The sequence below is a fragment of the Hyphomicrobium sp. GJ21 genome (assembly GCF_001006785.1).
In the GTDB taxonomy this organism is placed as follows: domain Bacteria; phylum Pseudomonadota; class Alphaproteobacteria; order Rhizobiales; family Hyphomicrobiaceae; genus Hyphomicrobium_B.
On record NZ_CDHO01000001.1, the window covers coordinates 110,109 to 134,317 of the forward strand.

Genomic DNA, 24,209 nt, shown 5'->3' on the forward strand with positions numbered 1-24,209 from the left:
GGGCCGCAGACGCCTTGGTTTCTATGCGGGCTCAGAACCACGGCTCCTCGATGCGCGCTCGCGCATCGATGGCGTCGGCAATGGCGGCAACCCTTTTCGCCATGACGAGATGCAGCCGCTCAACCATGCGTCCCTCGACGGTAATGACGCCTTTGCGGGCGTTTTCCGGTTGTTCGAAGGCTTTGATGATCTTGGTCGCCCAGGTGACCTCGTCGTCGCTTGGCGAGAAAATTTCGTTGCAGGGCGCAACCTGCGAGGGATGGATCAGGGTCTTGCCGTCCATGCCGAGCGTGCGACCGTGCTCGCATTCGGCACGGAATCCCGAATCATCCTTAAAATCGTTGTACACGCCGTCAATGACGTCCAACCCGTACGCGCGCGCCGCAACGAGCGTCATCGCCAGCCAGGGCACGACGGCGAAGCGGTTGCTGCCGGCCCGTGCGCGGCTTTCCTTCAGGAGATCGTTGGTCCCGACGACGAAGCACACGAGACGGTTGTCGGGGTCAGGACCGCACGCCGCGATTTCGCGGGCGTTGATGATGCCCATCGGCGTTTCGATCATCGCCCAGAGCCGAATGCGCGCGTCGGCATCGGCGGCCTTCAACACCTTCGCGGTGCCGACGATGTCGCCGGACTGGGATACCTTCGGAACCAGGATCGCATCGGGCACGGCCGCGATCGCCGCCTGAAGATCGGCCATGCCCCACGGCGTCTCGATGGGATTGACGCGCAGAATGACTTCGTGCGAGCCGAATTCGCCTGCGTGAATGGCGGCGACCGTCTGCTTGCGGGCCAGTTCCTTGTTCGCGGGCGCGACGGAGTCCTCGAGATCGAGAATGATCGAGTCCGCGGCAAGCGTCTTGGCTTTGTCGATGGCGCGTTCGTTGTCTCCTGGAACGTAGAGAACGCTGCGTCTTGGTCTCATCGCCATCGGCGTCGGCTCCGGAGCTGCGGGGATGGTGCGGCGCACCATAACGCATCCGGGCGCGAGGCATACCTCAACTTTCGAGCCAAGCGATAAACGTCACGGCGCGCATTAACGCGGATGCGCTGCCGAGGAGCCGTGTTAGAACGCTTTGCTCGCCCGGTTTGAAACGGTGCGCCTCCGCACGATCTTCAAGCGTAATCAGGACCATGCGCCGAATTCTCGTTATTTCATCGCACGTCGCGCAAGATACGGTCGGGCTAAGTCCCACCATCGCACCGCTGCAACGGGCGGGGATCGAGGTCGTGGCGCTGCCGACGGTCGTGCTGTCGAATCATCCGGCGCGCGAGAAATGCGCCGGCGTCATTCTCGAGCCGGCTGCGCTGGAAAAGATGAGCGCCGCGCTCGAGGCGAACGGCTGGCTCGGTACGTTCGATGCGGTGCTTTCCGGATATCTGCCGTCGGTCGGGCATGCGACCTGGGTCGCGAGGCTCGTCAAGCGGATGCGCGAGATCAGTCCGCAGATCATTTACGTATGCGATCCAATTCTTGGCGACGATCCGGAGGGCCTTTACATCGATGCGGCCGCGGCGGCGGTGGTACGCGACGCGCTGGTGCCGCTCGCCGACGTCGCCACGCCCAACCGGTTCGAGCTGAGCTGGCTCGCACGTCAGGACGTGCAATCGCCCGAGGATGCGGCGCAGGCGGCGTTGACGCTCGCCTGTCCGATCGTGGCTGCGACGTCCATTCCGTCGGGGCCGGATGAGTTAGCAAACGTACTCGTCCAGAGCAGGAACGTTCAAATCAGCACCGTGAAAAAGCTTGCCGACGTTCCGCATGGGACAGGCGACCTGTTTGCCGGCTTTCTGACCGCGCGCCTGCTCAACGGCGCGTCCGTGTCGGATGCATGGAACCATGCAACGCAGGGCGTTGCCTTCGGCGTGGAAGCCAGCCGCGGCAGCGATCGTCTCATGTTGCCGTTGATCGACTGGTCCTGGCTTTCAACATGAGGGAAGCCGGAAAGGACGCCTAATGACGATTACGATTTATCACAACCCGGCTTGCGGCACGTCGCGCACGACGCTGGCAACGATCCGCGAGCACGGCGAAGAGCCGCGCGTGATCGAATATCTGAAGACGCCGCCGACACGCAAAGAACTCGTGCAGCTCGTCACGGCAATGGGCATCACCCCACGGACTCTACTTCGGCAAAAAGGGACGCCTTATGAGGAACTTGGGCTCGCCGATCCGAGCCTTGGCGACGACGCGATCATCGACGCGATGATAGCGCATCCGATCCTGATCAACCGCCCGATCGTCGTGACGCCACTCGGCACGCGCCTCTGCCGTCCGGCGGACACCGTTCTTGAAATCCTACCGAAGCGGCGCGCTTCTCAAGCATAAGGTTTTATCCGTTTACGGCAGTTGCCGCAGTCCGCGATGCGGCGATGCGGTCCAACGTTTCGCTTGCCCCGGCAGGCCTTGCTACCTACGATTTCCCTATTTGGGAAATCAAAGGTCATAAATGAAGCCGGAAACGACTGCGACGGGCGTCAGCCGTGAAGCTGCCGCAGGAATGGCGCTGCTCGGCGCCGCCGTTCTCGCGCTCATCATCGCCAATTCATCGTATAGCGATGCTTATGACCGGGCGCTGGCGCTGCCGTTTGCCGTCGGCATCGCGCCGTTCTCGTTGTCCAAGTCGCTGTTGCACTGGATCAACGACGCTTTGATGGTGATTTTCTTTTTCGTCGTTGGGCTCGAGATCAAGCGCGAAATGCTGCGCGGCGCGTTGTCGAACCGCAAGGCCGCACTGCTTCCCGTGATTGCGGCGTTGGGCGGTATGATCGTGCCGGCGCTCATCTATGCGGCGATCAATTGGAACAACAATATCGCACTTCGTGGGTGGGCGATCCCGGCCGCGACCGACATCGCGTTCGCCGTCGGGGTTCTGGCGGTACTCGGCTCGCGCGTGCCTCAAAGCCTCAAGGTGTTCCTTCTGGCGCTCGCGATCATAGATGATCTCGGCGCCATTCTGATCATCGCCTTTTTCTATACCGGCGACCTGTCGTTTTCGGCGCTGGCGCTCGCCTTTGCCGGTGTTGCAGGCCTGGTGCTTCTTAACCGCTACGGTGTGATGCGGATGTGGGCCTATGCCCTCGTCGGCACATTCGTCTGGTTGTGCGTGTTGAAATCCGGCGTCCACGCGACGCTTGCCGGTGTCGTGACCGCGCTCGCGGTACCACTGACCGACGGCCGAGGCCGAGAAGGTCCGCTCGAAGCGACCGAGCATCGGCTCGGACCGTGGGTCAGCTTCCTCATTCTGCCGATTTTCGCGCTCGCCAATGCGGGTGTTTCGTTTGCGGCGATTTCGCTTCGGGACTTTACCTCGCCGATTTCGCTCGGCATCGCGCTTGGCCTGCTCATCGGCAAGCCGCTCGGGATTTACTCTTTTGCCAAGGCGGCGATGACGAGCGGGCTCGGTGCGCGACCGGATGGCGCAACGGAGATGCAGCTATTCGGCACAGCCATCCTCGGCGGTATTGGCTTCACGATGAGCCTGTTCATCGGCATGCTGGCATTCCCTGATGCTCAGGCGAACGGCCACGTGAAACTCGGTGTGCTGAGCGGTTCGCTGATGTCGGCGATTCTCGGATATTTCGTGCTTTTGAGAACCAACACCCGCTTGCGCAAAGGCGTGACGCTGCGCGGCGGCTCGTAAAAAGGAGAACCCAAGGACAATGAAGAGCTTTCCCGACTCCCTTTCCGATCGCTATCGCCGGTTCAAGTTTCGCCATTTCACGCCGAACGCCGCACATTACGAGAGGCTCGCGACGCAGGGCCAGGACCCTCAGACGATGGTCATCTCGTGCTCCGACAGCCGCGTCGATCCGGAAACGATCTTCAGCGCCATGCCGGGCGAGCTGTTCGTGCTGCGCAATATCGCCAATCTCGTTCCGCCCTACGAAACCGGCGGCAACTTCCACGGCGTCAGTTCGGCGATCGAGTTCGCGATCCTCAACCTCAATCTCCGTCATCTGATCGTTATCGGGCATTCCGGCTGCGGTGGCATCAAGGCGGCCTGGGACGAGAAAGCCGCCGTGCAGACGGAAGCTCATTTCGTCTCGCGCTGGATGTCGATGCTGGACGAAGCGCGTTTGGCCGTTCAGCGCAACAATCCGGATGCCTCGCCTGAGTTCAAACAGCGTGCGCTCGAGCAAGAAGGCGTCATGCAGTCGCTGAAAAATCTGCGGACGTTTCCGTTCGTGCGCGAGCGCGAGGAGAAGGGCTTGCTGCAGCTGCACGGCGCGCACTTCGACATCGCGACGGGCATGCTCACCGTCTATGACAACGAGACGAAGAAATTCCAGTCGCTCTGAGTTGAGTTTTTCGTCGGACGGCGCCCGGTCGATCAGGACCCGGACGCTGTCGAGCCCGCCTCCGCGCGGGCTTTTTCTATTGCGGGAAGCAATTTCGACGTCAACGCGCCTTCGGAAATCGGACCGACGTGCTTATAGACGATCTGGCCTTTGCCGTTCACGACGAATGTCTCGGGCGTTCCGTAGACGCCCCAGTCGATGGCGGCCCGGCCCGAAGCGTCCGTGCCGACGGCCGTATAGGGATTGCCGAAGCGGCCGATAAACCGGCGCGCCGCGTCCGCGCGATCCTTATAGTTGATGCCGTAAATGTCGACGTTCGCCATGCTTTTCAGCTTTTCGAGGAACGGATGCTCCTCGATGCAGGGCACGCACCACGATGCCCAATAGTTGACGACGGAAACCTTGCCCTTGGCGAGGTCGGCGCTGGCGAAGCCGCCTTCAGGTTGCCCGTTCGCGGATTCCAAACCCTCGATGGGCGGGAAGACGCCCTGCGGAACCTGCCGGCCGACAAGCGTCGAGGGAAGAAGCGACGGATCGCCGGTGCGCAGCGCGATCGCGAAAAAACCCGCGACAGCGGCAAAAAGCAAAACCGGCAACAGACGTAGAAATTTCGATCGGTTCACAGTCTTACTCCACGGCGCCTGCCGAGCGGCGTCTCGCGCCACGCTTTTCGAGTTCCTCCATCGCGGCGGCTTGCCTTTTGCCATCGAAGACGAGCCAGGCGATGAGGGCCGCGACGACGACGGTCACGGCGGCATAGGAAATCCAGATGAAGGCGGCGTGCGGTCCGAGGTCCATGCTAGGTCGCGGACCCCGATGATGCGAGCCGGTCACGGCCGGCGACGACCTGCGCGCGCATCGCCTTCACGCGGCGGCGCATAATCTCGTTACGCATGGCCTTAAGATGCATGGCGAAGAACAGCAGCGTAAATCCCAGCGCCATGATGATCAGCGGCCAGCGCATGCTCGGATCGACGGTCGATGTGAAATCGGTCGATGGCTGATGCAGCGTGTTCCACCAGTTGACCGAAAATTTGATGATCGGAAGGATCGTGACGCCGACGAGCGCGAGCACCGCCGTCAGCTTGGCGGCGGCCGATTCATCTTCGAGCGCGGCGCGGAGCGCCATCAATCCGAGATAGAGGAAGAACAGGATCAGCACTGACGTCAGGCGCGCGTCCCAGACCCAATAGGTGCCCCACATCGGCTTGCCCCAGAGCGACCCCGTCAGCAGCGCCAGGAACGTAAAGGCGGCGCCGATCGGCGCGGCGGCCTTGGCGGAAACGTCGGCGAGCGGATGCCTGAACACGAGAAGCCCGAAGCTCGATACGGCGATCAGGCCGTAGATCATCATCGAGAGCCACGCGCAGGGCACGTGGATGTACATGATGCGCACCGTCTCGCCCTGCTGATAGTCGGCGGGCGAGTCGAAAAATGACAGGTAAAATCCGACGGCAATCAAGACGGCGGCCGCGGCCCACGCCCACGGAAGCACTCTCGCGGAGAGCCCCATGAAACGGGTCGGGTTGGCCAGTTGCTGCGTCAGCGTTTGCATGATCGGGGATGTAAGCCTTTCACCATTTTTAAGCAATGAATGGCTGGCCTAGCGAGACTTAAAAATCTGAAACATTGCTATGTGAGCAGAGATCAGAAATAGCACAGTCAGGTGCCAGGGTAGTCCGGCGTTTATCAACGCGATAGCGACCTCGGCGTACACCGTAAAGCCCAAGCAATTCGACATCGGAAGCCTCCATCTAGCCCTCGGTGGATCCCAGGTTAAGGGACGGACCGAGGTGTCAACCGGAGGCGAGCCTGCGGCCGAGATGGTTGCCGGCCAAAACGTGCCGACAATTATTGAAGTTGTATGCGGAGGGCGGCGGCGGCGGCGATGGGTCCGAGGACGACGGCGGCGAGCGATATCGCCGTCAGGATCAGAAACGCCGCGCCGATACCGGAAGGTCCCATCGTGGCGCTGACGGCCGATATGCCGAAAATCAGGGTCGGGACATAAAGCGGCAGCACGACGAGCGCCAGCAGCAAGCCTCCGCGCCGGGCCTTCACCGTCAATGCGGCGCCGATGGCTCCGAGGAAACTGACCGCCGGGGTTCCGGCGAGCGTCGTTGCAACGAGGACCGGATAGGCCCCAAGGTCGAGGTTGAGCAAAATCCCAAGCACCGGCGCGAGCAGTGCCAGCGGGATGCCGGTCGTCAGCCAATGCGCCAACGCTTTTGCGGCGGCGACGAGTTCGAGCGGCAGGCGTCCGGTTGCGAGGACGTCGAGTGTGCCGTCCTCATAGTCGGCTTCGAAAATGCGGTTGAGCGACAGCAGCGCTGCCAGCAGCAGCGCGATCCACAGAATGCCGGCCGCAATGCGCGCCAGCAGATTGAGGTCCGGCCCGAGGCCCAGCGGCATCAGCGAGACGACGACGAGAAAGAATCCCAGCGCCGTGCCGATCGCACCGCCTTCGCGGACGGCCAATCGCAGGTCGCGGCGAACGAGTGCCCAGAAGCTCGTCACGCGGCCATCCTTTGGGAAGCGATTGTCAACGTGCGGGCGCGCTCCAGCGCCAGCGGCACGTGCGTCGCGACGATCGCTAGGCCACCCGCGCGCGTATGATCGTTGACTGCGGCCACGAGCCGGTCGGACGACGCGATATCGAGCGATACGGTCGGCTCGTCGAGAAGCCAGAGGGCACGCGGCGCGAGCAAAAGACGCGCGAGGCCGAGCCGCCGCCGTTGTCCGGCCGAAAGATAAGCCGCCGGAAATTCCACGAGATCTTCCAAACCGAAGTGATGAAGCGCGCGCTCGATCCGCTCGGTCTTGGCCGCTTGTTCGCCGAGATACTCCGCCCAGAAGGCAGCGTTTTCGAAAACCGTCATGCTCGACTTGATGGCGTTGGCGTGACCGACGACGTGCGCCTGCTCCGTGATCGTCAGTTCACCGTCGCCGCCGTCGAGCCGGACCGTGCCGCTCGCGGGGCGGATGAAGCCTGCGATCGTTCGGAGCAAGGTCGTCTTGCCCGCGCCGTTGGCTCCCGCAAGGACCAGAGTTTCTCCCTCGGAAACCGAGAACGACAGGCCATCGATAACGATGCGGCCGCCCCGCTCTATGACCAAGTCTTCGGCAATGAGTTGCACAGGGACGGTTTCCGTGACTGCAAAATGAACAAGGGCTGCCGCATTTTGCCTGCGACGCCATCGCCAAAACGTGAAGGGGTTCACTTTTTTGAAGGATTATATAAAAGGCACGTTGTATCCTTCGCTAGCGCAAAAGCGGGGATCGCGCGGCATCGTCAGCGATGTCGCGGGATGTCCTCGATCCGCCGGCACTCCGGCGGCGCAGCCCTTCGTCCTAACTTCGGAGGCCTGACCTTGAGCGCACTCACACCTACATCCAACGACAGCTTCAACTGCCGCAAGACCCTCACTGTCGAGGGCAAGCCCTACGTTTACTATTCGTTGCCCGATGCCGAGGCCAACGGCCTCAAGGGCATTTCCAAGCTCCCTTACTCAATGAAGGTTCTGCTCGAGAACCTGTTGCGTCATGAGGACGGACGCACGGTTACGAAAGCCGACATCGCGGCCATGGCCGATTGGCTCGATAACAAGGGCAAAAAGGAAAAAGAGATTGGCTTCCGTCCGGCACGGGTCCTGATGCAGGACTTCACCGGCGTTCCGGCCGTCGTCGATCTCGCGGCGATGCGCGACGGCATGACGAAGCTCGGCGGCGATCCGTCCAAGATCAACCCGCTGGTGCCGGTCGATCTCATCATCGACCATTCGGTCATCGTCGATGAGTTCGGGACACCGAAGGCGCTCGCCGACAACGTGGCGCTGGAATACGCGCGCAACGGCGAACGCTATAACTTCCTGAAATGGGGCCAGGGCGCGTTTCATAATTTCCGCGTCGTGCCGCCCGGCACCGGCATCTGCCATCAGGTCAATCTCGAATACCTGGCGCAGACGGTGTGGACGAAGCAGTTGCCCGACGGCTCGACGGTTGCCTATCCCGACACACTCGTCGGCACCGACAGCCATACGACGATGGTCAACGGCCTTGCCGTGCTCGGCTGGGGCGTCGGCGGCATCGAAGCGGAAGCTGCGATGCTCGGTCAAGCGCAGTCGATGCTCATTCCGGAAGTCATCGGCTTTCGTCTGACCGGCAAGCTCAACGAAGGCGTGACAGCGACGGACCTCGTCCTGACCGTTACGCAGATGCTGCGCAAGAAAGGTGTCGTCGGCAAGTTCGTCGAGTTCTACGGGCCCGGCCTCGACAGCATGACGCTCGCCGACCGGGCGACGATCGGCAACATGGCGCCGGAATACGGCGCGACGTGCGGGTTCTTCCCGGTCGATTCCGAGACGATCAACTATCTCACGATCTCCGGTCGCGATGCGCATCGCATTGCGCTCGTCGAAGCCTACTCGAAGGCGCAGGGCCTATTCCGCGAGTCGGGCTCTGCCGATCCGGTGTTCAGCGATACGCTGGCGCTCGATCTCGGCGACGTGGTGCCGTCGATGGCAGGACCGAAACGGCCCGAAGGCCGGCTCGCGCTCGGCGACATCAAGAGCGGGTTCGAGACCGCGCTGGCGTCGGAATACAAGAAGCCGGGCGAGCTCGAGAAGCGCATTCCGGTCGAAGGCAAAGCCTACGACATCGGGCATGGCGACGTCGTCATCGCCGCGATCACGAGCTGCACGAACACGTCGAACCCCAGCGTTCTGATTGCAGCCGGGCTTCTCGCCCGCAATGCCGTCGCGCGCGGATTGACGAGCAAGCCGTGGGTGAAAACATCGCTCGCGCCAGGGTCGCAGGTCGTCGCCGCCTATCTCGCGCAGTCGGGGTTGCAGACCTATCTCGACAAGATCGGTTTCAATCTCGTCGGCTTCGGCTGCACCACCTGCATCGGGAACTCGGGGCCGCTGGCGCCGGAGTTGTCGAAGGCGATCAACGATAACGGCATCGTCGCCGCTGCGGTTCTTTCGGGCAACCGCAACTTCGAGGGACGCGTCAGCCCCGACGTGCAGGCGAACTATCTCGCCTCGCCGCCGCTCGTCGTCGCACATGCGCTGGCGGGGACCGTGCTCAAGGATCTGACGAAAGATCCGATCGGAACGGGTAGCGACGGCAAGGCCGTCTATCTCAAGGAGATCTGGCCGACGACGCAGGAAATCCAGAAGTTCATCGCCGAGAACATCACGCGCGACATGTTCAAGGCGCGATACGCGGACGTGTTCAAGGGTGACACAAACTGGCAGTCGATCGCGATCGGCGGCGGGCTCACCTACGGCTGGAACGGCGAGTCGACCTACGTTCAGAACCCGCCCTACTTCCAGAGCATCGCGCGCGATGCGAAGCCGGTCGGAGATGTCGTGAATGCGCGCATCCTCGGGCTGTTCGGCGACAAGATCACCACCGACCACATCTCGCCCGCGGGATCGATCAAGACGTCCAGCCCGGCCGGACGCTATCTGCTCGATCACGGCGTGCAGCCCGTCGACTTCAACCAGTACGGTACGCGGCGCGGCAACCACGAAGTCATGATGCGCGGCACGTTCGCCAACATCCGCATCAAGAATGCGATGGTGAAAGACGCCAACGGCAACGTGAAGGAAGGCGGCCTGACGATCCATTATCCGTCGGGCAAGGAGATGGCGATCTACGATGCCGCCATGCTCTACGAGCAGGAGAACGTGCCGCTGGTCGTGTTCGCCGGTATCGAATACGGCAACGGCTCCTCGCGCGACTGGGCGGCGAAGGGAACGAACCTGCTCGGCGTGCGCGCCGTCGTTGCGCAGTCGTTCGAGCGCATCCATCGTTCGAACCTCGTCGGCATGGGTGTCGCGCCGTTCACGTTCCAGGATGGCACCTCGTGGCAGACGCTCGGGCTCAAGGGCGACGAGACGGTCACGATCCGGGGCCTCGCCAAAGTGAAGCCGCGCGAGACCGTCAATCTGTCGATCACGCGGGCCGATGGAACGTCGTTCGACGTGCCGGTGCTCTGCCGTATCGATACGCTGGACGAGATCGAGTACTTCAAGAACGGCGGTATTCTGCATTACGTGCTGCGCAATCTGGCGGCGTAAGCAGGTTTTCACCGACAACGATAAACAAAGGGGCGCGCCGCGCCCCTTTTTGCTGCCAGCGCCGCCGCGTTAAGATGAATACCGTGCTCCTCACCCGTTCGTGACAGGGCTTTCCGGGCTTTCACTTTCTGGCCGTCACGCTAGAGAGTAAGAAAGATCAGGGGTGACAGCATCACCTCGCTGGGGTTTTCCGATTGCGGAAAGGCTTCAGCTCTTTGTTTTGTCGTGCTTCCCGTACGAAGCACGATTAGGGCGAGCAGAAATGCGTTTTCGCGATAGTCTTCTGGCAGCAATCCTGGCGCCCGTGTTCGCCATCGCCACCGCGTCGTCTCTCGCAGCTCAACCCGCTGGCGAGGAGGGGCAGACCGCCACGCCCGTGCGAGCTGTCGTCGAGCTGTACACGAGCCAAGGTTGCTCATCGTGCCCGCCGGCGGATGCGCTACTCGACAAGCTTGCGGCTGACCCGTCGATCATCGCGCTGACGTTCCCCGTCGATTACTGGAATTATCTCGGCTGGAAAGACACGTTCGGTTCGCCGCGCAACAGTGAGCGGCAGCGCAACTATGCCCGCGCCCGTGGCGACGGCGCCATCTATACGCCGCAAGCGATCGTCAACGGCGAAGTTCACGTCAACGGCGCATCGGAAGCCGAAATTCAGAGCGCGATCGAGCGGACGTCGGACAAGGTCGGACCGCGGCACATTCCGATCCGTTTCTGGCAGGAGCGGAACACGCTGAACTTCGCGCTCGGCGGAGAGGAAGCCGGGCACGGACCGCGCGAGGCGACGATCTGGCTTGGCGTCGTGCAATCGTCCGGCACGGTCGACGTCAAGGACGGCGAGAACCAGGGCAAGCAGCTTACCTACAAGAACATCGTGCGCGAGCTGACGCCGATCGGAATCTGGAAGGGACAGCCGCTTGCGATCCAGCTTCCGCGCGCTGCATTGATGCAGGCCGAAGTGCAGAAGATCGTGGTGCTTCTGCAGGAGGACCGCAGCGGCCCGATCATCGGCGGAACGCTCGCGGGCCTCTGGTGATCACGATCGGCGGCGGGCGACCTAGGCCGCCAAGCCGCGCTTTTTCAACAGCCCATCGATCTTCGGCGGACGCCCACGGAACGCGACATAAGCCGCATGCGGATCGCGGCGATTGCCCGCTGAATAAATAAACTCATAAAGCTTTTTCGCGGTCGGACGATGGAACACGTCGCCTGCTTCCTCGAATGCTGCGAACGCATCGGCGTCCATCACTTCCGACCACAGATAGCTGTAATAGCCTGCCGCATAGCCGGACATGATGTGCATGAAATGCGGGATGCGGTGGCGCATCACGATCTCGTCCGGCATGCCGATGTCTTTCAGCGTTTCGCGCTCGAAGCCTTCGACGTCGCCGATCGGATTGCCGTTGGCCGAATAGAGCGCCATGTCGACCAGCGCCGACGACGTATATTCGACCGTCGCAAAACCCTGATTGAAATTGCGCGCGGCGAACAGGCGATTGCGCAGCGCTTTCGGCATCGGTTTGCCGGTCTTGTAGTGCAGCGCGTGCTTTTCGAGCACTTCCGGCGTCGACAGCCAATGCTCGTAAAGCTGCGAAGGCAGTTCGACGAAATCGCGCGAGACGGCGGTTCCGGAGATCGACGGATAGCTGACGTCCGACAACAGGCCGTGCAGGGCGTGGCCGAATTCGTGAAACAGCGTGCGCGCGTCATCGAATGACAGCAGAGCAGGTTCGCCGTCGGCGCCCTTGGCGAAGTTCAGAACGTTGATGATGACCGGCGACTGGCCTTTCGCCAGCTTATGCTGCGAGCGGAACGCCGACATCCAGGCGCCAGACCGCTTCGAGGGTCGCGCGAAATAATCGCCCATGAAGATGCCGACGTGATCGCCGGACTTGTCCAGGACTTCCCACACCCGGACTTCGGGATGATAGCGCGGCAGGTCGGTCCGTTCCTTAAATCGCAGGCCGAACAGCCGCGTCGCGCAATCGAATGCGGCGCGGATCATGTTGTCGAGCTGCAGGTACGGCCGGAGCTTCGACTCGTCGAAATCGAATTTGGCTTTGCGGACCTTCTCGGCGTAGTAGCGCCAGTCCCACGGCATGATCAGCGAGTTATCGCCGCTCGCGCGGGCTTCGGCGAGAAGCGCATCGTGTTCTTCGCCTGCGCGCTTGACGGCTTTGCGCCAGACACCTTGCAGCAGATCGTCGACCGCGTCCGGCGTTTTCGCCATCGTGTCCTGCAGGCTGAACTCGGCGAAGGATTTGAATCCCATCAGCCGCGCATATTCGCTGCGGAGCGCGACGGCCTCGGCGACGATCTGACGGTTGTCGGTATCGCCGTCATGGGCGCCGCGCTTGACCCAGGCTTCGAAGGCCTGCTCGCGCAGATCGCGCCGGCTGGAAAACGTCAGAAAGCCTTCGACGCTGGAGCGCGCCAGCGTAATCATTCCCTTGCCTTCGACCTTGGCATCGGCGGCGGCACGTTCGGCGCTTTCCTGCAGCGTCGACGGAAGGCCTGCGAGATCGGTTTCGTCTTCGAGAACGAGCCGCCAGGACTGCTCGTCCTTCAGAACGTTCTGCATGAACTGCGTGACGAGCGTCGCGAGGCGGGCGTTGATTTCCTTGACGCGCGATTTTTGCGCTGGCGACAGGCGCGCTCCGGCGCGAACGAATTCGAGATGATGGCGTTCCAGCACGCGGCGATCTTCGTCGCTGAGCTTCAGCGACTCACGGCGCTCGTAAAGGTCGGCGATCCGCTTGAACAGACGCTTGTCGAGGAGAATGCGCGTTTCATGCGCCGCGAACCGCGGAGCCATGTCGCGCGCGACTTCCTGCAATTCGGGCGTCGAGTCGGAGCCTTCGATATTCCAGAAAACGGAAGCAACGCTGGAGAGCTGCCAGCCGCTTTTCTCAAGGGCCAGAATCGTATTTGCGAATGTCGGCTTGGCCGGATTCGACGCGATCTTTTCGATCTCTTCCTTGTGCTGACGAAAGGCGGCTTCGAGCGCGGGCTTGAAGTGGCGAGCTTCGATTTTGTCGAATGGCGGAAGCCCGAACTCGCTATTCCATTTGGCCGTCAACGGGTTGATTGCAGACTTGGGCGGCGCCTTGGCGGCCGGTTTCCGTGCACGTGCTATCATCCTGCGATCGCTATCCATTTTCGCTTCAGCGTAACTTGATATAATCACAGTTTTTCTCGTTATCTCAAATAACGATCCTGTAATGGGACACGAAAAAAGGGCCGGATCGATCCGGCCCTTGAGGGGTATCTGGCAGGGATTGTCTTGGACGGGGAAGCCAAGACAGGAGAAGGTCATCAGGAGGGTTGCCGAGACCTAGCTCCGAAACTGTGGCCCCGGGGGGCTGGGGGGCTGAGTGTCCAGAGCCGGTCGTGAAGCAAGGTCTCGGTCAACCGTTATCTCTATCGCGTTTTAATACGGCGGATTGTGGCCAGTTGGTCGTCGCGAATTTGTCGGATGCGAGGTAATTCGGTGCAAAGGAGTCTCTACAAGCTGTCGCAATAAGCTGGCTCTTGCTTTCGCCAGGTATTGGGGCGATCCTCAGAAAAGGTCAGCAACGGACGACTCGATTTGAGCGAGACAACCGATCCGATAGTTTTCCGCCCGCGACGCGCGGGGCATCACGCGGCTCCGGAAACGCACGGTTCCGAGCCAAACCGGCCGACTTCCTTCGACAGGCATGAGCTTGCCGCCATCCTTGACCTTTACGGGCGCAAGGTCGCGTCCGGCGCATGGCGCGATTACGCGATCGATCTGTTGCGCGACAAAGCCGTTTTTTCCGTCTACCGGCGCTCGTGCGAATATCCGCTCTACCGGATCGAGAAGGATTTGCGTCTCGCGCGCAAGCAGGGCGCCTATAGCGTCATCGCGGCGGGCGGCCTGATCATGAAGCGCGGACACGATCTCAAACGCGTGCTCAGCGTGCTCGAAGACAGACTTGATCTCGTCAATTCCTGAGCGGCGACAGAGACCGGATACAAAAAAGGCCCCGAAAATCGGGGCCTTTCGCATTCTATATCTCGTCTGACGTTAGTTGCTGTTGCTGTTCATCAGACCCAGGATGTTCAGGATGTGGATGAACATCGTGATGAACGAACCGTACAGCATGAACGCACCGAAGATCGAAGAGCGCTTCAGGGCATCCTCGCTGCCGTAGGACGCGTTCTCAATGTACATCGACTTGATCGCCTGCGTCTCAAACGCCGTCATGACCGAGAAGAGCAGCACGACGACCGACGAGATGAGCAGGCTGACGGTCTTGCTCGTGCCGGGGTCGGTGACGAAGAAGAAGCTCACCAGCATCGCGATGATCAGGCCGATCGACGCCATCGACAGGAAGCCGCTCCAGCCGGTCATGTCCTTCTTGGTCGTGTAGCCGATGAGGCTCGTCGCCGCGAACGTTGCCGCCGCGATGAAGAAGGCCTGACCGATCAAGCCCGAAAGGCCGCGCGCGACGAACATTTCGATCATCGGCGAGATCAGGACGCCCCAGAGTGCGCAGTAGGCCCAGAAGGCGCCGTGCGCGAGCGCAGTGCTACCCGAGAAGAACAGGCGGGGGGCAAACCAGCCCAGGCCCAGAAGCGCGGCGAAGATCACCCACTTCATCGGTCCAAGCGCGATTGCCTGCATGACGGCCGGGTTGGCCATCAACAGCATCACGACGACAGCGGTGCCGGCCACGCCGAGAGCCATGTAGTTGTAGGTGCCGAGCATGAAGGAGCGCAGCCCCTGGTCTAATGCGCCGGATGTTCTCGCGCCGCCGATTGGCCCAGTCGGACGCGTAAAAACTTCAGCCATTGTCGTAAAATCCTCGTTTGAAGCGGCGCAAATCCGCCGCACCTGCGCAAGATATGATCTCAGTAGGCCAAGCTTTCAAGGCCTATGAAAACCGAGAGTTTAATTTTTTACTCCGTCCGGAGATATGGCACGGGAGGTGCCCTCAGCACGGCCCAGGTGCCGATGCCGCCGAACGCCGTAATCATCAGGGCGGCGACGGCGAGCGTCTCCAAAACGGCATTCACCGAGAAAACGAAGTCGATCTCCATGATCCAGGTGACCGCGACCCACGCGATCAGGCCGCCGAGAGCGATGGCGACGAGTGCCGCAAGCAGCGCCAGCAGCGCATATTCAAACGCGTGCGCCTTCAGAATCTGGCGCCGGCGAGCGCCGATCGTCTTCAAGATCACGGCTTCCAGGATGCGGCGGCGCTGAGCCGTCGCGAGGGCTCCCGCGAGCACCAAAGCGCCCGCCGCCAGAGTCACGCTGCCTGCCGCCTGGACGGCAATCATGACTTTGGCGAGGATCTTGTTGAACTGGTCGATGGCGTCGCGCACGCGGATCGCGGTGACGGATGGATAGGCTTTGCCCATGTCGCGCACCATTGCGGTTTCCGCCGATCGCGACGTTCCTGCCGGCAGCCGCACGGTCGCCAGCATGTTGTGCGGAGCGCCCTGCAGCGTGTTGGGCGAAAAGACCATGATGAAGTTGAGCGCCAGGCTCTCCCAATTGACTTCGCGCAGGTTGGCGACTTTCGCCTCGACGTTGCGGCCGAGGACGTTGACCGTCACGCCGTCGCCGATTTCGAGGCCAAGCTTTTTGGCGAGATCGCGTTCGAACGAAACCAGCGGCGGGCCTTGATAGTCCTTCGCCCACCATGTGCCAGCGGTCAGCGTCGAGCCCTCGGGAATTGCGTCGGCGTAACTCAGGCCGCGGTCGCCATTGAGCACCCACTGGGCGTCGGCCGGGACTTTCGCCTGTTCGACCGGCGTTCCTTTGATCGCGACGAGGCGGCCGCGCAGCATCGGTGCATCGATGAGCTTCGTGCCGGAAATGTCGCTAAGGATTTTGGCTTTCACCGCATCGAACTCGTCGGGCGGGATGTCGAGCAGGAAGTAATCCGGTGCTTGCTCGGGAAGGCGATCATTGAGATCCGACACGAGCGAAGCATTCGCCAACGCAACGGCGACCAGCAAGGACAGGCCTGTTCCGAGCGATAGAATGACGGAGCGCGTCAGGCCATCGGGGGCGGCGATGTTGCGCAAGGCCAGCGCGAGCTCCGGCGACTTCGGCCGTGGAACCCGTCTGACGAGACGCGCGATGGCGCCGCCAAGCCATCCGAAAACCGAGAGCATCACCACAAGGCTGATCGCAATGTAGACGGCGATGTAATGCGGCTCGGACGTCGCGACGGCAACGGCGAACAACAGGGCTGCCAATGATACGGTCGCGACGACGATCGAACGGCGCGGCCAGCCGGTGACCGCGTTGATCGAGTCCCGGAAAAGAACGGCGGCGCGGACGTTTTCGACGCGGCCCAACGGCCAAAGCGCAAAGATGAGCGCCACCAGCAAGCCATAGAGCGCCGCGAGGCCGAGGCTCTGGGGCGAAACTTCGATTCCGGTGCGGACGGGCAGCAGGTCGCCATAGAAGTTCTCGACCAGCGGCGGGACGGCGACGCCGAGCGCGAGTCCAATGGCGATACCGATCGCGCTCATCAGGATGATCTGCACCAGAAAGATGCCGATGATCTGCGTGCCGGACGCTCCGAGGCTGCGCAGCGTGGCGACAACCTTCACGCGTTTGTCGATGAAGGTTGCGACGGCGCTGGCGATGCCGACGCCGCCGACCAGAAGCGAGGCCAGCCCGATCAGAATCAGGAACTGGCGCAGGCGATCCAGCGTGCGCGTGATCTGGGGAGAGGGATCGTAACGGTCGAGACTTGTAAAGCCAGCCGCCGGCATTTTCTGCTCGACGGACTTGCGCAGGTTCGCAAGCGTTTCCTTGTCCGACGGCGCATCGGGCGGAAGTTTGACCGCGTAGCGCCAGCGGATGAGCGTTCCGGGTTTCACGAGCGCGGTTTTATCGAGCGTCGCGAGCGAAACGAATATGCGCGGGCCGTACGTCAGGCGATCCGCAACGGCATCGGGCTCGGCTTGCAACACGCCCGTAACGTCGATCTCGGCTTGCCCGACGCGAAAACGATCCCCGACCTTCAGGCCCAGGCGTTCGAGAAGCATTGGGTCGACGACGGCGCCGTTGTCGACGATGGCTTCGCGGAAGGATTTGCCGCCTTCGATCGTCGTCTCGCCAGAGAGCGGATAGGCGGCGTCGACGGCTTTCAGCTCCGCCAGAGCCTGATCCGATCCATCGAGACGGCGCGCCATCGTGCGCAATGTCGACGTTTCGCTGACGCGACCGAGATTTTGGAAGTTCGACCGCTCGTCGGGCGTGGCGCGGATGTGCATGCGCGCGAACGTGACATCGCCGCCGAGAATGGTTTCGCCCTGGCTTGCAAGGCCCGCGCGCAAGGCGTCGGCAAGGGCTCCGACGGCTGCGATCACCATTACACCTAGCGCGAGGCAGGCGATGAAGATGCGAAAGCCCTTGAGCCCGCCGCGCAACTCGCGCACGCCGAGTTTCAGGACGGTTTTCAAGCTTGCCCAGCGAGACGGTGCGAGGGTTGCGCGCGGATCCAAAACAAGCGTCACGGCGACACCGCGCGAACGGCCGCGGACCGAGTCGATTCATCAGACGCAACGGACCCGTCGGACATGCGGACGATGCGGTCGGCCATGTGCGCCAGGCGATCATCGTGCGTGACGATCACCAGCGTTGCGTTGCGACGGCGACGCAGACCAAACAGAAGATCGACGATCTGGCGACCAGTGCCGCCGTCGAGATTGCCGGTCGGCTCGTCGGCGAAAATGATGCGCGGTTCGCGGACCAAAGCGCGGGCGATGGCGACACGCTGTTGTTCGCCGCCCGAAAGCTCGGCGGGATAATGTTCCATGCGTGCCGCGAGGCCGACTTCCTTCAAAAGCTCGCGCGCGTTCTTATAAGCATCCGCTTCGCCCGCCAACTCCATCGGCAAGGCGACGTTCTCGAGGGCGGTCATCGTCGGTACGAGATGGAACGACTGGAAGATGATGCCCATCTCGGCGCCGCGAAGCACGGCGAGATCGTCCTCCGACAATCGCGTCAGCTCACGCCCTGCAATCGCGACCGAGCCGCTGCTCGCGCGTTCGAGGCCCGCCATCACCATCAGGAGCGAGGTTTTTCCGGAGCCCGAAGGACCGACGATCGCCGCCGGCTGCCCGGCCGGAATATCCAATGAAACGCCGCGCAGGATGTGTACCGGGCCGGCTTTGCTCGTCAGCGTCAGATGCACATTGTCGAGTTGAATAATGGAATCGCTCAAATTCTGGTCGCCTTGCTCAATGCGCATGCTGGATTTTGTCATTATCCGGGACTTGTCACTCGGAAATCGAAGCTCTACGTCAGATCAATGATTTGCGTGAACGGTGGGGCCGAAAAATGAACGTGCGCCACAGGCTTCGAACGGCTCCGGCGTTGGTCGTGACATTTGCCCTCTCAATTCTGGTGGCTGTTGGCGTGGCGGCGATCGTCGCGCCGTTTTCGGTGTCGGCCGACGAGGCGCAACCCATCACCCTCGTCGCGTTCGGCGATAGCCTTATGGCAGGCTACGGCGTCAAGGCCAGCGAGTCGTTTCCGGCGCAGCTTCAAATGGCGCTTCAGGCGAAGGGCTACAAGGTCACCGTCGTCAATGCTGGCGTTTCGGGCGACACGACGGCGGATGGCCTTCGCCGATTCGACTGGGCGATGCAGCCGAAGCCGGACGGCGTCATCCTCGAACTCGGCGCCAACGATGCGTTGCGCGGGATCGATCCCAAGGAACCCAGCGCCAATCTCGACAAGATGCTCGCTTCGCTCAAGTTGCTCGACGTGCCCGTTCTTCTCACCGGCATGAAGGCGCCGAACAATTGGGGCGATGATTACGTCAAAGCGTTCGACGCGATCTATACCGGCCTCGCCTCCAAATACGATGTCCCGCTGTATCCGTTCTTCCTCGACGGCGTGGCGCTGGACCCGGGGTTTTCCCAGCCGGACGGGCTGCACCCGACGGCGAGCGGCATCGGCGAAGTCGTCAAACGCATTCTGCCCGACGTGGAAGCGCTGGTTCAGCGTATCTCGCAGCGGAAGACGGCGGCAAAATAGCCGTCACCGTTCTTTCGCTATTCTGCAGCTAAGGAGGTTCCCGATGCCTCGCCTTTTCACCGCCATCGAGATCCCCGACGAAATTCGTGACGAGCTTCATCGTCTGCGTTTGCCATTGCCCGGCGCGCGATGGATTTCGCCTGAAAACTATCACATCACGCTCAGATTCGCGGGCGACATCGATAATGCCAAGGCGCGCGAGTTCATCGCCAATCTCGCGAGTATCGACGTCGATGGTTTCGAGCTTCGGATTACCGGGCTCGGCGCATTCGGCGGCGATGATCCGCATTCGATCTGGGCCGGCATCGAGCCCAATGCGAAACTCGACGATCTTGCGCGGGCACATGAGAAGGCCGCGCGCAACGCTGGTCTTGCGCCCGAAACGCGGACCTTCCGTCCGCATGTGACGCTGGCGCGCCTCAAGCATTCGAACGCGGAGGCGGTGGCGCGGTTTCTGTCGCGGTACAGCGGATACCGGTCCGAGCCGTTCTTCGTGACGCGCACATTGTTGATGTCGTCGCGGCCGAGCGTCGGCGGCGGGCCGTATGGGATCGAAGATCGCTTTCCCGTGCGCGGAATGGAATTTCTGAGCGAGGACGGCGAAGCGAACTGGTGATCGCGATAATTAGCGTGCGTGTTGCTTAGTCGATCGTCAGCACGACTTTGCCCGTTGCTTCGCGACGCTCCAGCACGCCCAGCGCTTCGATGATCTGCTCGAGCGGGTAGGTCGCGTGGATGCGCGGCGAAAGCTGGCCCGCCGCGACCCAGTCGAGAAGCTGGCGCATGTTGGCGCGGTGGCGATCCGGATCGCGGCGCACCGACTCGCCCCAGAACACGCCCGCCATCTCCGCGCCGCGCAACAGAAGGAGATTGAGCGGTATCTTCGGAATTTCTCCCGCCGCGAAACCGACGACGAGGAAACGTCCCTGCCAAGCGAGTGCGCGAACCATCGGTTCGGCGGCTTCGCCTCCGATGCAATCGTAGATGACATCGGCACCGTTTCCGGCCGTCCGCGTGCGGATTTCCGATTTCAGGTCGCTGCCGGGAAAAATGATGGCTTCGTCGGCACCGGCCCGCATTGCGATTTCGCATTTCTCAGCAGACGAGGCGACGGCAATGACGCGGGCGTTCATGAGCTTGGCGATTTCGATGGCCGCCTGTCCGGCGCCGCCGGCCGCGCCGGTGACGACGACGGTCTCACCATCCGACAAGCGGCCGCGATCGCGCAGGCCATGCATCGCCGTGCCGTAGGTGACGGAAAGCCCAGCCGCGACCGCCAAGGGCACATCGTCGGGAACGGGAATGAGCGCCTGCGCGTCGACCGCGATTTTCTCCGCAGCCCCGCCCCAGTTCACATACGCCATCACACGTTGACCGGGCGCGACGCCCGAAGAGCGATCGGCCACAGCCTCGACCACGCCCGCGATTTCGGCGCCGGGCGCGAACGGCAGCTCGGGCTTGAACTGGTACTTGCCGCGCGTGATGAGCGTATCGGCGAAGTTCAGCCCGACAGCTTTGACGTTGACCAGTGCCTGGCCCGGTTTAAGCACAGGCTCCGGCAGTTTTTCGATGACGAGGCTCTGCGGACCATCAAGGCTCTTGCAAAGAGCTGCCTTCATATGTGACGTCCCTTGCCGCTAGAGCCTTCCGCGTTTCGTTGAAACGCTGCTCGACTCTAGCTTTTTGTTTGTCGTGCTTCTTTTCGGAAAACCGGTTCCCGCTTTTCCGGAAGCACTCTAGACACATCTCTGACACACACGAGCGCGAGGCAATGTCAAGAAACGCAACGACTTGGCCACCGCATCCGAAGGGCTATTTCGCCATCGGAGCCGAACGCATGTCAAAGTCGCTCAATCTTGGCAACCTGATGCGATCGGCACATGCGTTCGGGGCGAGTTTTACCTTCACCGTCGGCGCGACCTACAAGGCCGTGGAGGCGCACGCCGATACGTCCAAGAGCCAATTGCATCTGCCGCATTACAACTGGGGGACGCTCGACGACATGGCGCTGCCGGGCGGCTGCAAGCTGGTCGGGATCGAGCTTCTGGACGGTGCAATCGACTTGCCGAGTTTCCGGCATCCGTTGCGCGCCGCTTATGTGCTCGGGCCCGAACTCGGATCGCTGTCGGAGCCGCTGGTCGAACGCTGCGACTATGTCATCAAAATCCCCACGCGCTTTTGCATCAATGTTGCGATGGCCGGTGCCATCGTGATGTATGACCGCGTTAAATCTCTGGCACGTTTCGCCGATCGTCCCATCGGCGAAGGGGGACCTTGATGCACGGACCGCGGAGCATTCTCGCGGCTTTATGCTTTTTCGTCGCCGCCGCATCGTCGCAGCTTCAGGCCGGGACGATGGCGCGCGTCGACACGTTCGGAGATTGGGAGCTGCTCACGGATACCGAGACGCCGCATCTCTTTTGTTTCGTCACGAGCGAGGCGAAGTCGAGTACGTCCGATAATGCTCAACGCGAGACGCCGCGCGCGTATATCTCCGCATGGCCGAAGGATGGAATCCGAAGCGAAGTCAGCTTCCGCATGGGATTTCAGATCAAGAAGAGCGCGCAGGGGACGGCGTCCGTCGGCGCAGGTGGATTTACGCTATTCGGATCGAACGACCGCGCCTTCGTCTCGGACTCGACACAGGAATTGAAGCTCATCGAAGCGATGCGCAAGGGCAGCTCGATGACCGTCATGATCGCATCCGATCAAGGAACGGTGACGGATACGTATTCGCTGTCAGGTGTCGGCGTCGCGCTGCAGAAGCTGCAGGAAACGTGTTTCTGACACGATCGCGCTAGATCTTTGTTCCACTTTTTCGGAGGTGCTCTAGACGCGGTGCCGGGCGCGGAGATGCACGTAGATCGCGCCTTCGCCGCCGTGCTGGATCGCGGCCGTCGTGTAGCTGACGACGATGGTGCGAACGTCCGGCTCTTCCAGCCAGCGGGGAACATTGCGTTTCAACACGCCGCGTTCATTCTCCGGATTGTGATAGCCCGCCTCGGCCGCCGAGCCGGGCTTGCCCTTGCCGGTGATGACGAGCACGAAGCGCAGACCCCGGCTCTGACAGCGGAACAGAAATGCGCGGAGCGCGGCGTGCGCCTCGCTTTGGCGGAGACCGTGAAGATCGACACGCGCCTCGATCTCGGTACGGCCGCCGCGTATCTTACGCACGTGTTTGCGGTCGAAGTCCGAAAGATCCGGCGCAACTCGGCGCGCGGGCGCGATGGGAGCAGCCGGTGCAGGCTTGACGTTTTCGTGCTTCAAGACCTGCGATTTGTGCGCGTGGTCCTGTTTCGGCGGCGCCTTGGCTTTCGGAGGCTCGGTGGTCGCGCGTTCGCTGACATGCAAGCGACCCTTGGCGCGTTTCAGCGGCTCGATCGTGGCGGCTGCGTATTTCCAAACGGCGTCATCGTCGTCGTCGGATGCGTGGTCTTTGCGGCCGCCTTTGCCGTGCGGCTTCTTCACGGCGCGCTGCCCGCGGCTTGAGGTTTCGCGGCGTCGCTGACCGGCAATAAAACGATGAAATGGCCTTTCTGCTTGGTCACGCCCGCGAGACGGCCCGCCTCATCACCCGAGCCGAAATAGATGTCGCCTCGCTCCGGTCCCTTGATCGCGGAGCCGACGTCGTGGGCGATCATCAGCCGGTGGAAGCCGCCGGTTTTCGTTGCGTGCGTCAGCTCCGGAGCATCGACGAAAATCGGAGTTCCGAGCGCGTAGAAGGACGTATCGACCGCAAGACTGCGCCGGGGCTGCAACGGAATGTTGTTTGCGCCGATCGGACCTTTGCCATCGTCGCCGGTCAGCTCGCGGAAGAAGACATACGATTCATTCTTCCACATCACGGAGCGGGCGCGTTCGACGTTGGCGCGCAGCCATTGCTTCAGAGCCTGTAGCGACATGACCTCGGCGCTGATTTCGCGCGATGCGATCAGCGCGCGGCCGATCGACGTGTAGGGGTATCCGTTCTTGCCATCGTAGGACACGCGCACCTTCTCGCCGCCGGGCAACTCAACGCGTCCTGAGCCTTGCACCTGCATGAAGAACACGTCGACGGGGTCTTTGAAGTACATCAGCTCGAGGTCTTGGCCCGCGAGCCCGCCCTGCTCGATCTCGGCGCGGGTCGGAAAGGGTTCGAGCCCGCGTTCCGTTTTGCGCATATGCGTCGGCGCAGAGGACTTGGCTCCGCGCTCGCTTTCCGCGACCATGTTCACGAGATCGGGCGGGCGGCGGTAGATCGGGATGGGGAATTCGGCTGTGCGGACGCGCGAGCCCTTGAGCAGCGGTTCGTAATAACCGGTCAGCAGGCCCGCGCCTTTTGCGCCGGCGACGCGATGTGGACGGAAGTGGCGTTCAAAGAAGGCGCGCGCTGCCTTGCGCGTGCGAATGCCGGCAGCCTCGTCCTGGGCAAGAGCCAGTCTGCAGACCTCTAGGAGATGCTGCTTGTAGGCGGGTTCGCCGGCTTTCGGGCCGGATGCCGACGTGCTCAACACCGGACCACACGAGGCGATAAAGGCCTTCCAGGCAGCAAGATGATCGTCATCCGCCCAACCGGGGATGTCGCTGAACGCTATAGGATCGAAGTTCACCGCGTTCGTCTGCATGGGAATCGATGTTCCGGCCATCGCGGGCTCGGCGCCAGGATGAAATCCGGCTGAGCTTATCAGAATTGCGGCCGCGGACGGGAGACCGGCGCGCCTCCACCGGGGCGATTGGCACCTTGCGATGGTCATGACGCGCCCCCAGTGTCCGCGCCGCTATGCCCAATAAAACTTGGGCGGCTCACT

General features: G+C 62.1%; 24 protein-coding genes. 11 read left to right on the plus strand and 13 right to left on the minus strand.

Annotation, left to right across the window (positions count from 1 at the left end):
• Positions 1-31: 31 nt before the first annotated feature.
• Entirely contained in the window at positions 32-973 is a 942-nt protein-coding gene (locus tag HYPGJ_RS00510; protein WP_046845400.1) for a CoA ester lyase, read from the minus strand.
• 161 nt (positions 974-1,134) lie between these two features.
• Between HYPGJ_RS00510 and pdxY the strand changes: the two genes are divergently transcribed.
• The 4 genes from pdxY to HYPGJ_RS00530 all read left to right on the plus strand — a co-directional run bounded on the left by pdxY (position 1,135) and on the right by HYPGJ_RS00530 (position 4,302).
• Positions 1,135-1,935, plus strand: a complete 801-nt coding sequence (gene pdxY / locus HYPGJ_RS00515) for a pyridoxal kinase (protein ID WP_046845401.1) — start codon at positions 1,135-1,137, stop codon at positions 1,933-1,935.
• A gap of 22 nt (positions 1,936-1,957) precedes the next feature.
• Positions 1,958-2,329, plus strand: a complete 372-nt coding sequence (gene arsC / locus HYPGJ_RS00520) for an arsenate reductase (glutaredoxin) (protein WP_046845402.1) — start codon at positions 1,958-1,960, stop codon at positions 2,327-2,329.
• A 121-nt stretch (positions 2,330-2,450) separates the two neighbouring features.
• Positions 2,451-3,644, plus strand: coding sequence for a Na+/H+ antiporter NhaA (nhaA, locus tag HYPGJ_RS00525; RefSeq protein WP_046845403.1), 1,194 nt, complete (start codon positions 2,451-2,453; stop codon positions 3,642-3,644).
• Between the two features lie 19 nt (positions 3,645-3,663).
• The gene (locus HYPGJ_RS00530) at positions 3,664-4,302 is read left to right on the plus strand and encodes a carbonic anhydrase (protein WP_046845404.1); all 639 of its coding nucleotides are present in this window, start codon (positions 3,664-3,666) and stop codon (positions 4,300-4,302) included.
• 32 nt (positions 4,303-4,334) lie between these two features.
• Here HYPGJ_RS00530 and HYPGJ_RS00535 read toward each other — a convergent pair whose 3' ends face one another.
• The 5 genes from HYPGJ_RS00535 to ccmA all read right to left on the minus strand — a co-directional run bounded on the left by HYPGJ_RS00535 (position 4,335) and on the right by ccmA (position 7,439).
• The gene (locus tag HYPGJ_RS00535) at positions 4,335-4,925 is read right to left on the minus strand and encodes a DsbE family thiol:disulfide interchange protein (protein WP_083983984.1); all 591 of its coding nucleotides are present in this window, start codon (positions 4,923-4,925) and stop codon (positions 4,335-4,337) included.
• Positions 4,926-4,929: 4 nt separating this feature from the next.
• Positions 4,930-5,100, minus strand: a complete 171-nt coding sequence (gene ccmD / locus HYPGJ_RS00540; protein ID WP_046845406.1) for a heme exporter protein CcmD — start codon at positions 5,098-5,100, stop codon at positions 4,930-4,932.
• Between the two features lies 1 nt (position 5,101).
• The gene (locus HYPGJ_RS00545) at positions 5,102-5,857 is read right to left on the minus strand and encodes a heme ABC transporter permease (protein WP_046845407.1); all 756 of its coding nucleotides are present in this window, start codon (positions 5,855-5,857) and stop codon (positions 5,102-5,104) included.
• A gap of 296 nt (positions 5,858-6,153) precedes the next feature.
• The gene (gene ccmB, locus HYPGJ_RS00550) at positions 6,154-6,819 is read right to left on the minus strand and encodes a heme exporter protein CcmB (protein ID WP_013217203.1); all 666 of its coding nucleotides are present in this window, start codon (positions 6,817-6,819) and stop codon (positions 6,154-6,156) included.
• Positions 6,816-7,439: a heme ABC exporter ATP-binding protein CcmA gene (ccmA, locus tag HYPGJ_RS00555; RefSeq protein ID WP_046845408.1), complete on the minus strand. Its 624-nt coding sequence runs from the start codon at positions 7,437-7,439 to the stop codon at positions 6,816-6,818. The genes ccmB and ccmA overlap by 4 nt, the downstream gene beginning before the upstream one ends.
• Before the next feature lie 234 nt (positions 7,440-7,673).
• Here ccmA and acnA point away from each other — a divergent pair, with 234 nt between their 5' ends.
• Entirely contained in the window at positions 7,674-10,388 is a 2,715-nt protein-coding gene (acnA, locus tag HYPGJ_RS00560; protein ID WP_046845771.1) for an aconitate hydratase AcnA, read from the plus strand.
• A gap of 262 nt (positions 10,389-10,650) precedes the next feature.
• Positions 10,651-11,424 carry a DUF1223 domain-containing protein gene (locus tag HYPGJ_RS00565; RefSeq protein ID WP_052750745.1) on the plus strand — a complete coding sequence of 258 codons (774 nt, stop codon included), beginning with the start codon at positions 10,651-10,653 and terminating at the stop codon, positions 11,422-11,424.
• A gap of 21 nt (positions 11,425-11,445) precedes the next feature.
• Here HYPGJ_RS00565 and HYPGJ_RS00570 read toward each other — a convergent pair whose 3' ends face one another.
• Positions 11,446-13,527: a M3 family metallopeptidase gene (locus tag HYPGJ_RS00570; RefSeq protein WP_046845409.1), complete on the minus strand. Its 2,082-nt coding sequence runs from the start codon at positions 13,525-13,527 to the stop codon at positions 11,446-11,448.
• 471 nt (positions 13,528-13,998) lie between these two features.
• Here HYPGJ_RS00570 and HYPGJ_RS00575 point away from each other — a divergent pair, with 471 nt between their 5' ends.
• Positions 13,999-14,364: a DUF2794 domain-containing protein gene (locus HYPGJ_RS00575; protein WP_244465988.1), complete on the plus strand. Its 366-nt coding sequence runs from the start codon at positions 13,999-14,001 to the stop codon at positions 14,362-14,364.
• Between the two features lie 72 nt (positions 14,365-14,436).
• Here the strand turns inward: HYPGJ_RS00575 and HYPGJ_RS00580 are convergent, their stop codons facing one another.
• From HYPGJ_RS00580 to HYPGJ_RS00590, 3 genes are all read right to left on the minus strand, one after another.
• Positions 14,437-15,204, minus strand: coding sequence for a Bax inhibitor-1/YccA family protein (locus tag HYPGJ_RS00580; protein ID WP_046845410.1), 768 nt, complete (start codon positions 15,202-15,204; stop codon positions 14,437-14,439).
• Between the two features lie 107 nt (positions 15,205-15,311).
• Complete coding sequence (locus HYPGJ_RS00585; protein ID WP_046845411.1) at positions 15,312-17,894, minus strand: FtsX-like permease family protein; 2,583 nt, start codon at positions 17,892-17,894, stop codon at positions 15,312-15,314.
• Positions 17,891-18,646 (minus strand): ATP-binding cassette domain-containing protein, encoded by a 756-nt coding sequence (locus tag HYPGJ_RS00590; protein WP_046845412.1) that lies wholly within the window; start codon positions 18,644-18,646, stop codon positions 17,891-17,893. The genes HYPGJ_RS00585 and HYPGJ_RS00590 overlap by 4 nt, the downstream gene beginning before the upstream one ends.
• Positions 18,647-18,720: 74 nt before the next feature.
• Here HYPGJ_RS00590 and HYPGJ_RS00595 point away from each other — a divergent pair, with 74 nt between their 5' ends.
• Positions 18,721-19,422, plus strand: a complete 702-nt coding sequence (locus tag HYPGJ_RS00595) for an arylesterase (RefSeq protein ID WP_046845413.1) — start codon at positions 18,721-18,723, stop codon at positions 19,420-19,422.
• A 43-nt stretch (positions 19,423-19,465) separates the two neighbouring features.
• Positions 19,466-20,038: an RNA 2',3'-cyclic phosphodiesterase gene (thpR, locus tag HYPGJ_RS00600; RefSeq protein ID WP_046845414.1), complete on the plus strand. Its 573-nt coding sequence runs from the start codon at positions 19,466-19,468 to the stop codon at positions 20,036-20,038.
• A 25-nt stretch (positions 20,039-20,063) separates the two neighbouring features.
• On the opposite strand, the gene HYPGJ_RS00605 is transcribed toward thpR, so the two are convergent.
• On the minus strand, positions 20,064-21,041 hold the full coding sequence (locus HYPGJ_RS00605; RefSeq protein WP_046845415.1) for an NADPH:quinone oxidoreductase family protein: 978 nt from the start codon (positions 21,039-21,041) through the stop codon (positions 20,064-20,066).
• A 152-nt stretch (positions 21,042-21,193) separates the two neighbouring features.
• Here HYPGJ_RS00605 and HYPGJ_RS00610 point away from each other — a divergent pair, with 152 nt between their 5' ends.
• Both HYPGJ_RS00610 and HYPGJ_RS00615 read left to right on the plus strand, forming a co-directional pair.
• Positions 21,194-21,700: an RNA methyltransferase gene (locus tag HYPGJ_RS00610; RefSeq protein ID WP_046845416.1), complete on the plus strand. Its 507-nt coding sequence runs from the start codon at positions 21,194-21,196 to the stop codon at positions 21,698-21,700.
• Positions 21,700-22,209 carry an invasion associated locus B family protein gene (locus tag HYPGJ_RS00615; RefSeq protein WP_046845417.1) on the plus strand — a complete coding sequence of 170 codons (510 nt, stop codon included), beginning with the start codon at positions 21,700-21,702 and terminating at the stop codon, positions 22,207-22,209. The genes HYPGJ_RS00610 and HYPGJ_RS00615 overlap by 1 nt, the downstream gene beginning before the upstream one ends.
• Before the next feature lie 42 nt (positions 22,210-22,251).
• Here the strand turns inward: HYPGJ_RS00615 and HYPGJ_RS00620 are convergent, their stop codons facing one another.
• Positions 22,252-22,890, minus strand: a complete 639-nt coding sequence (locus HYPGJ_RS00620) for a Smr/MutS family protein (protein ID WP_046845418.1) — start codon at positions 22,888-22,890, stop codon at positions 22,252-22,254.
• The gene (locus HYPGJ_RS00625) at positions 22,887-24,047 is read right to left on the minus strand and encodes an MltA domain-containing protein (RefSeq protein WP_046845419.1); all 1,161 of its coding nucleotides are present in this window, start codon (positions 24,045-24,047) and stop codon (positions 22,887-22,889) included. The genes HYPGJ_RS00620 and HYPGJ_RS00625 overlap by 4 nt, the downstream gene beginning before the upstream one ends.
• Positions 24,048-24,209 lie beyond the last annotated feature (162 nt).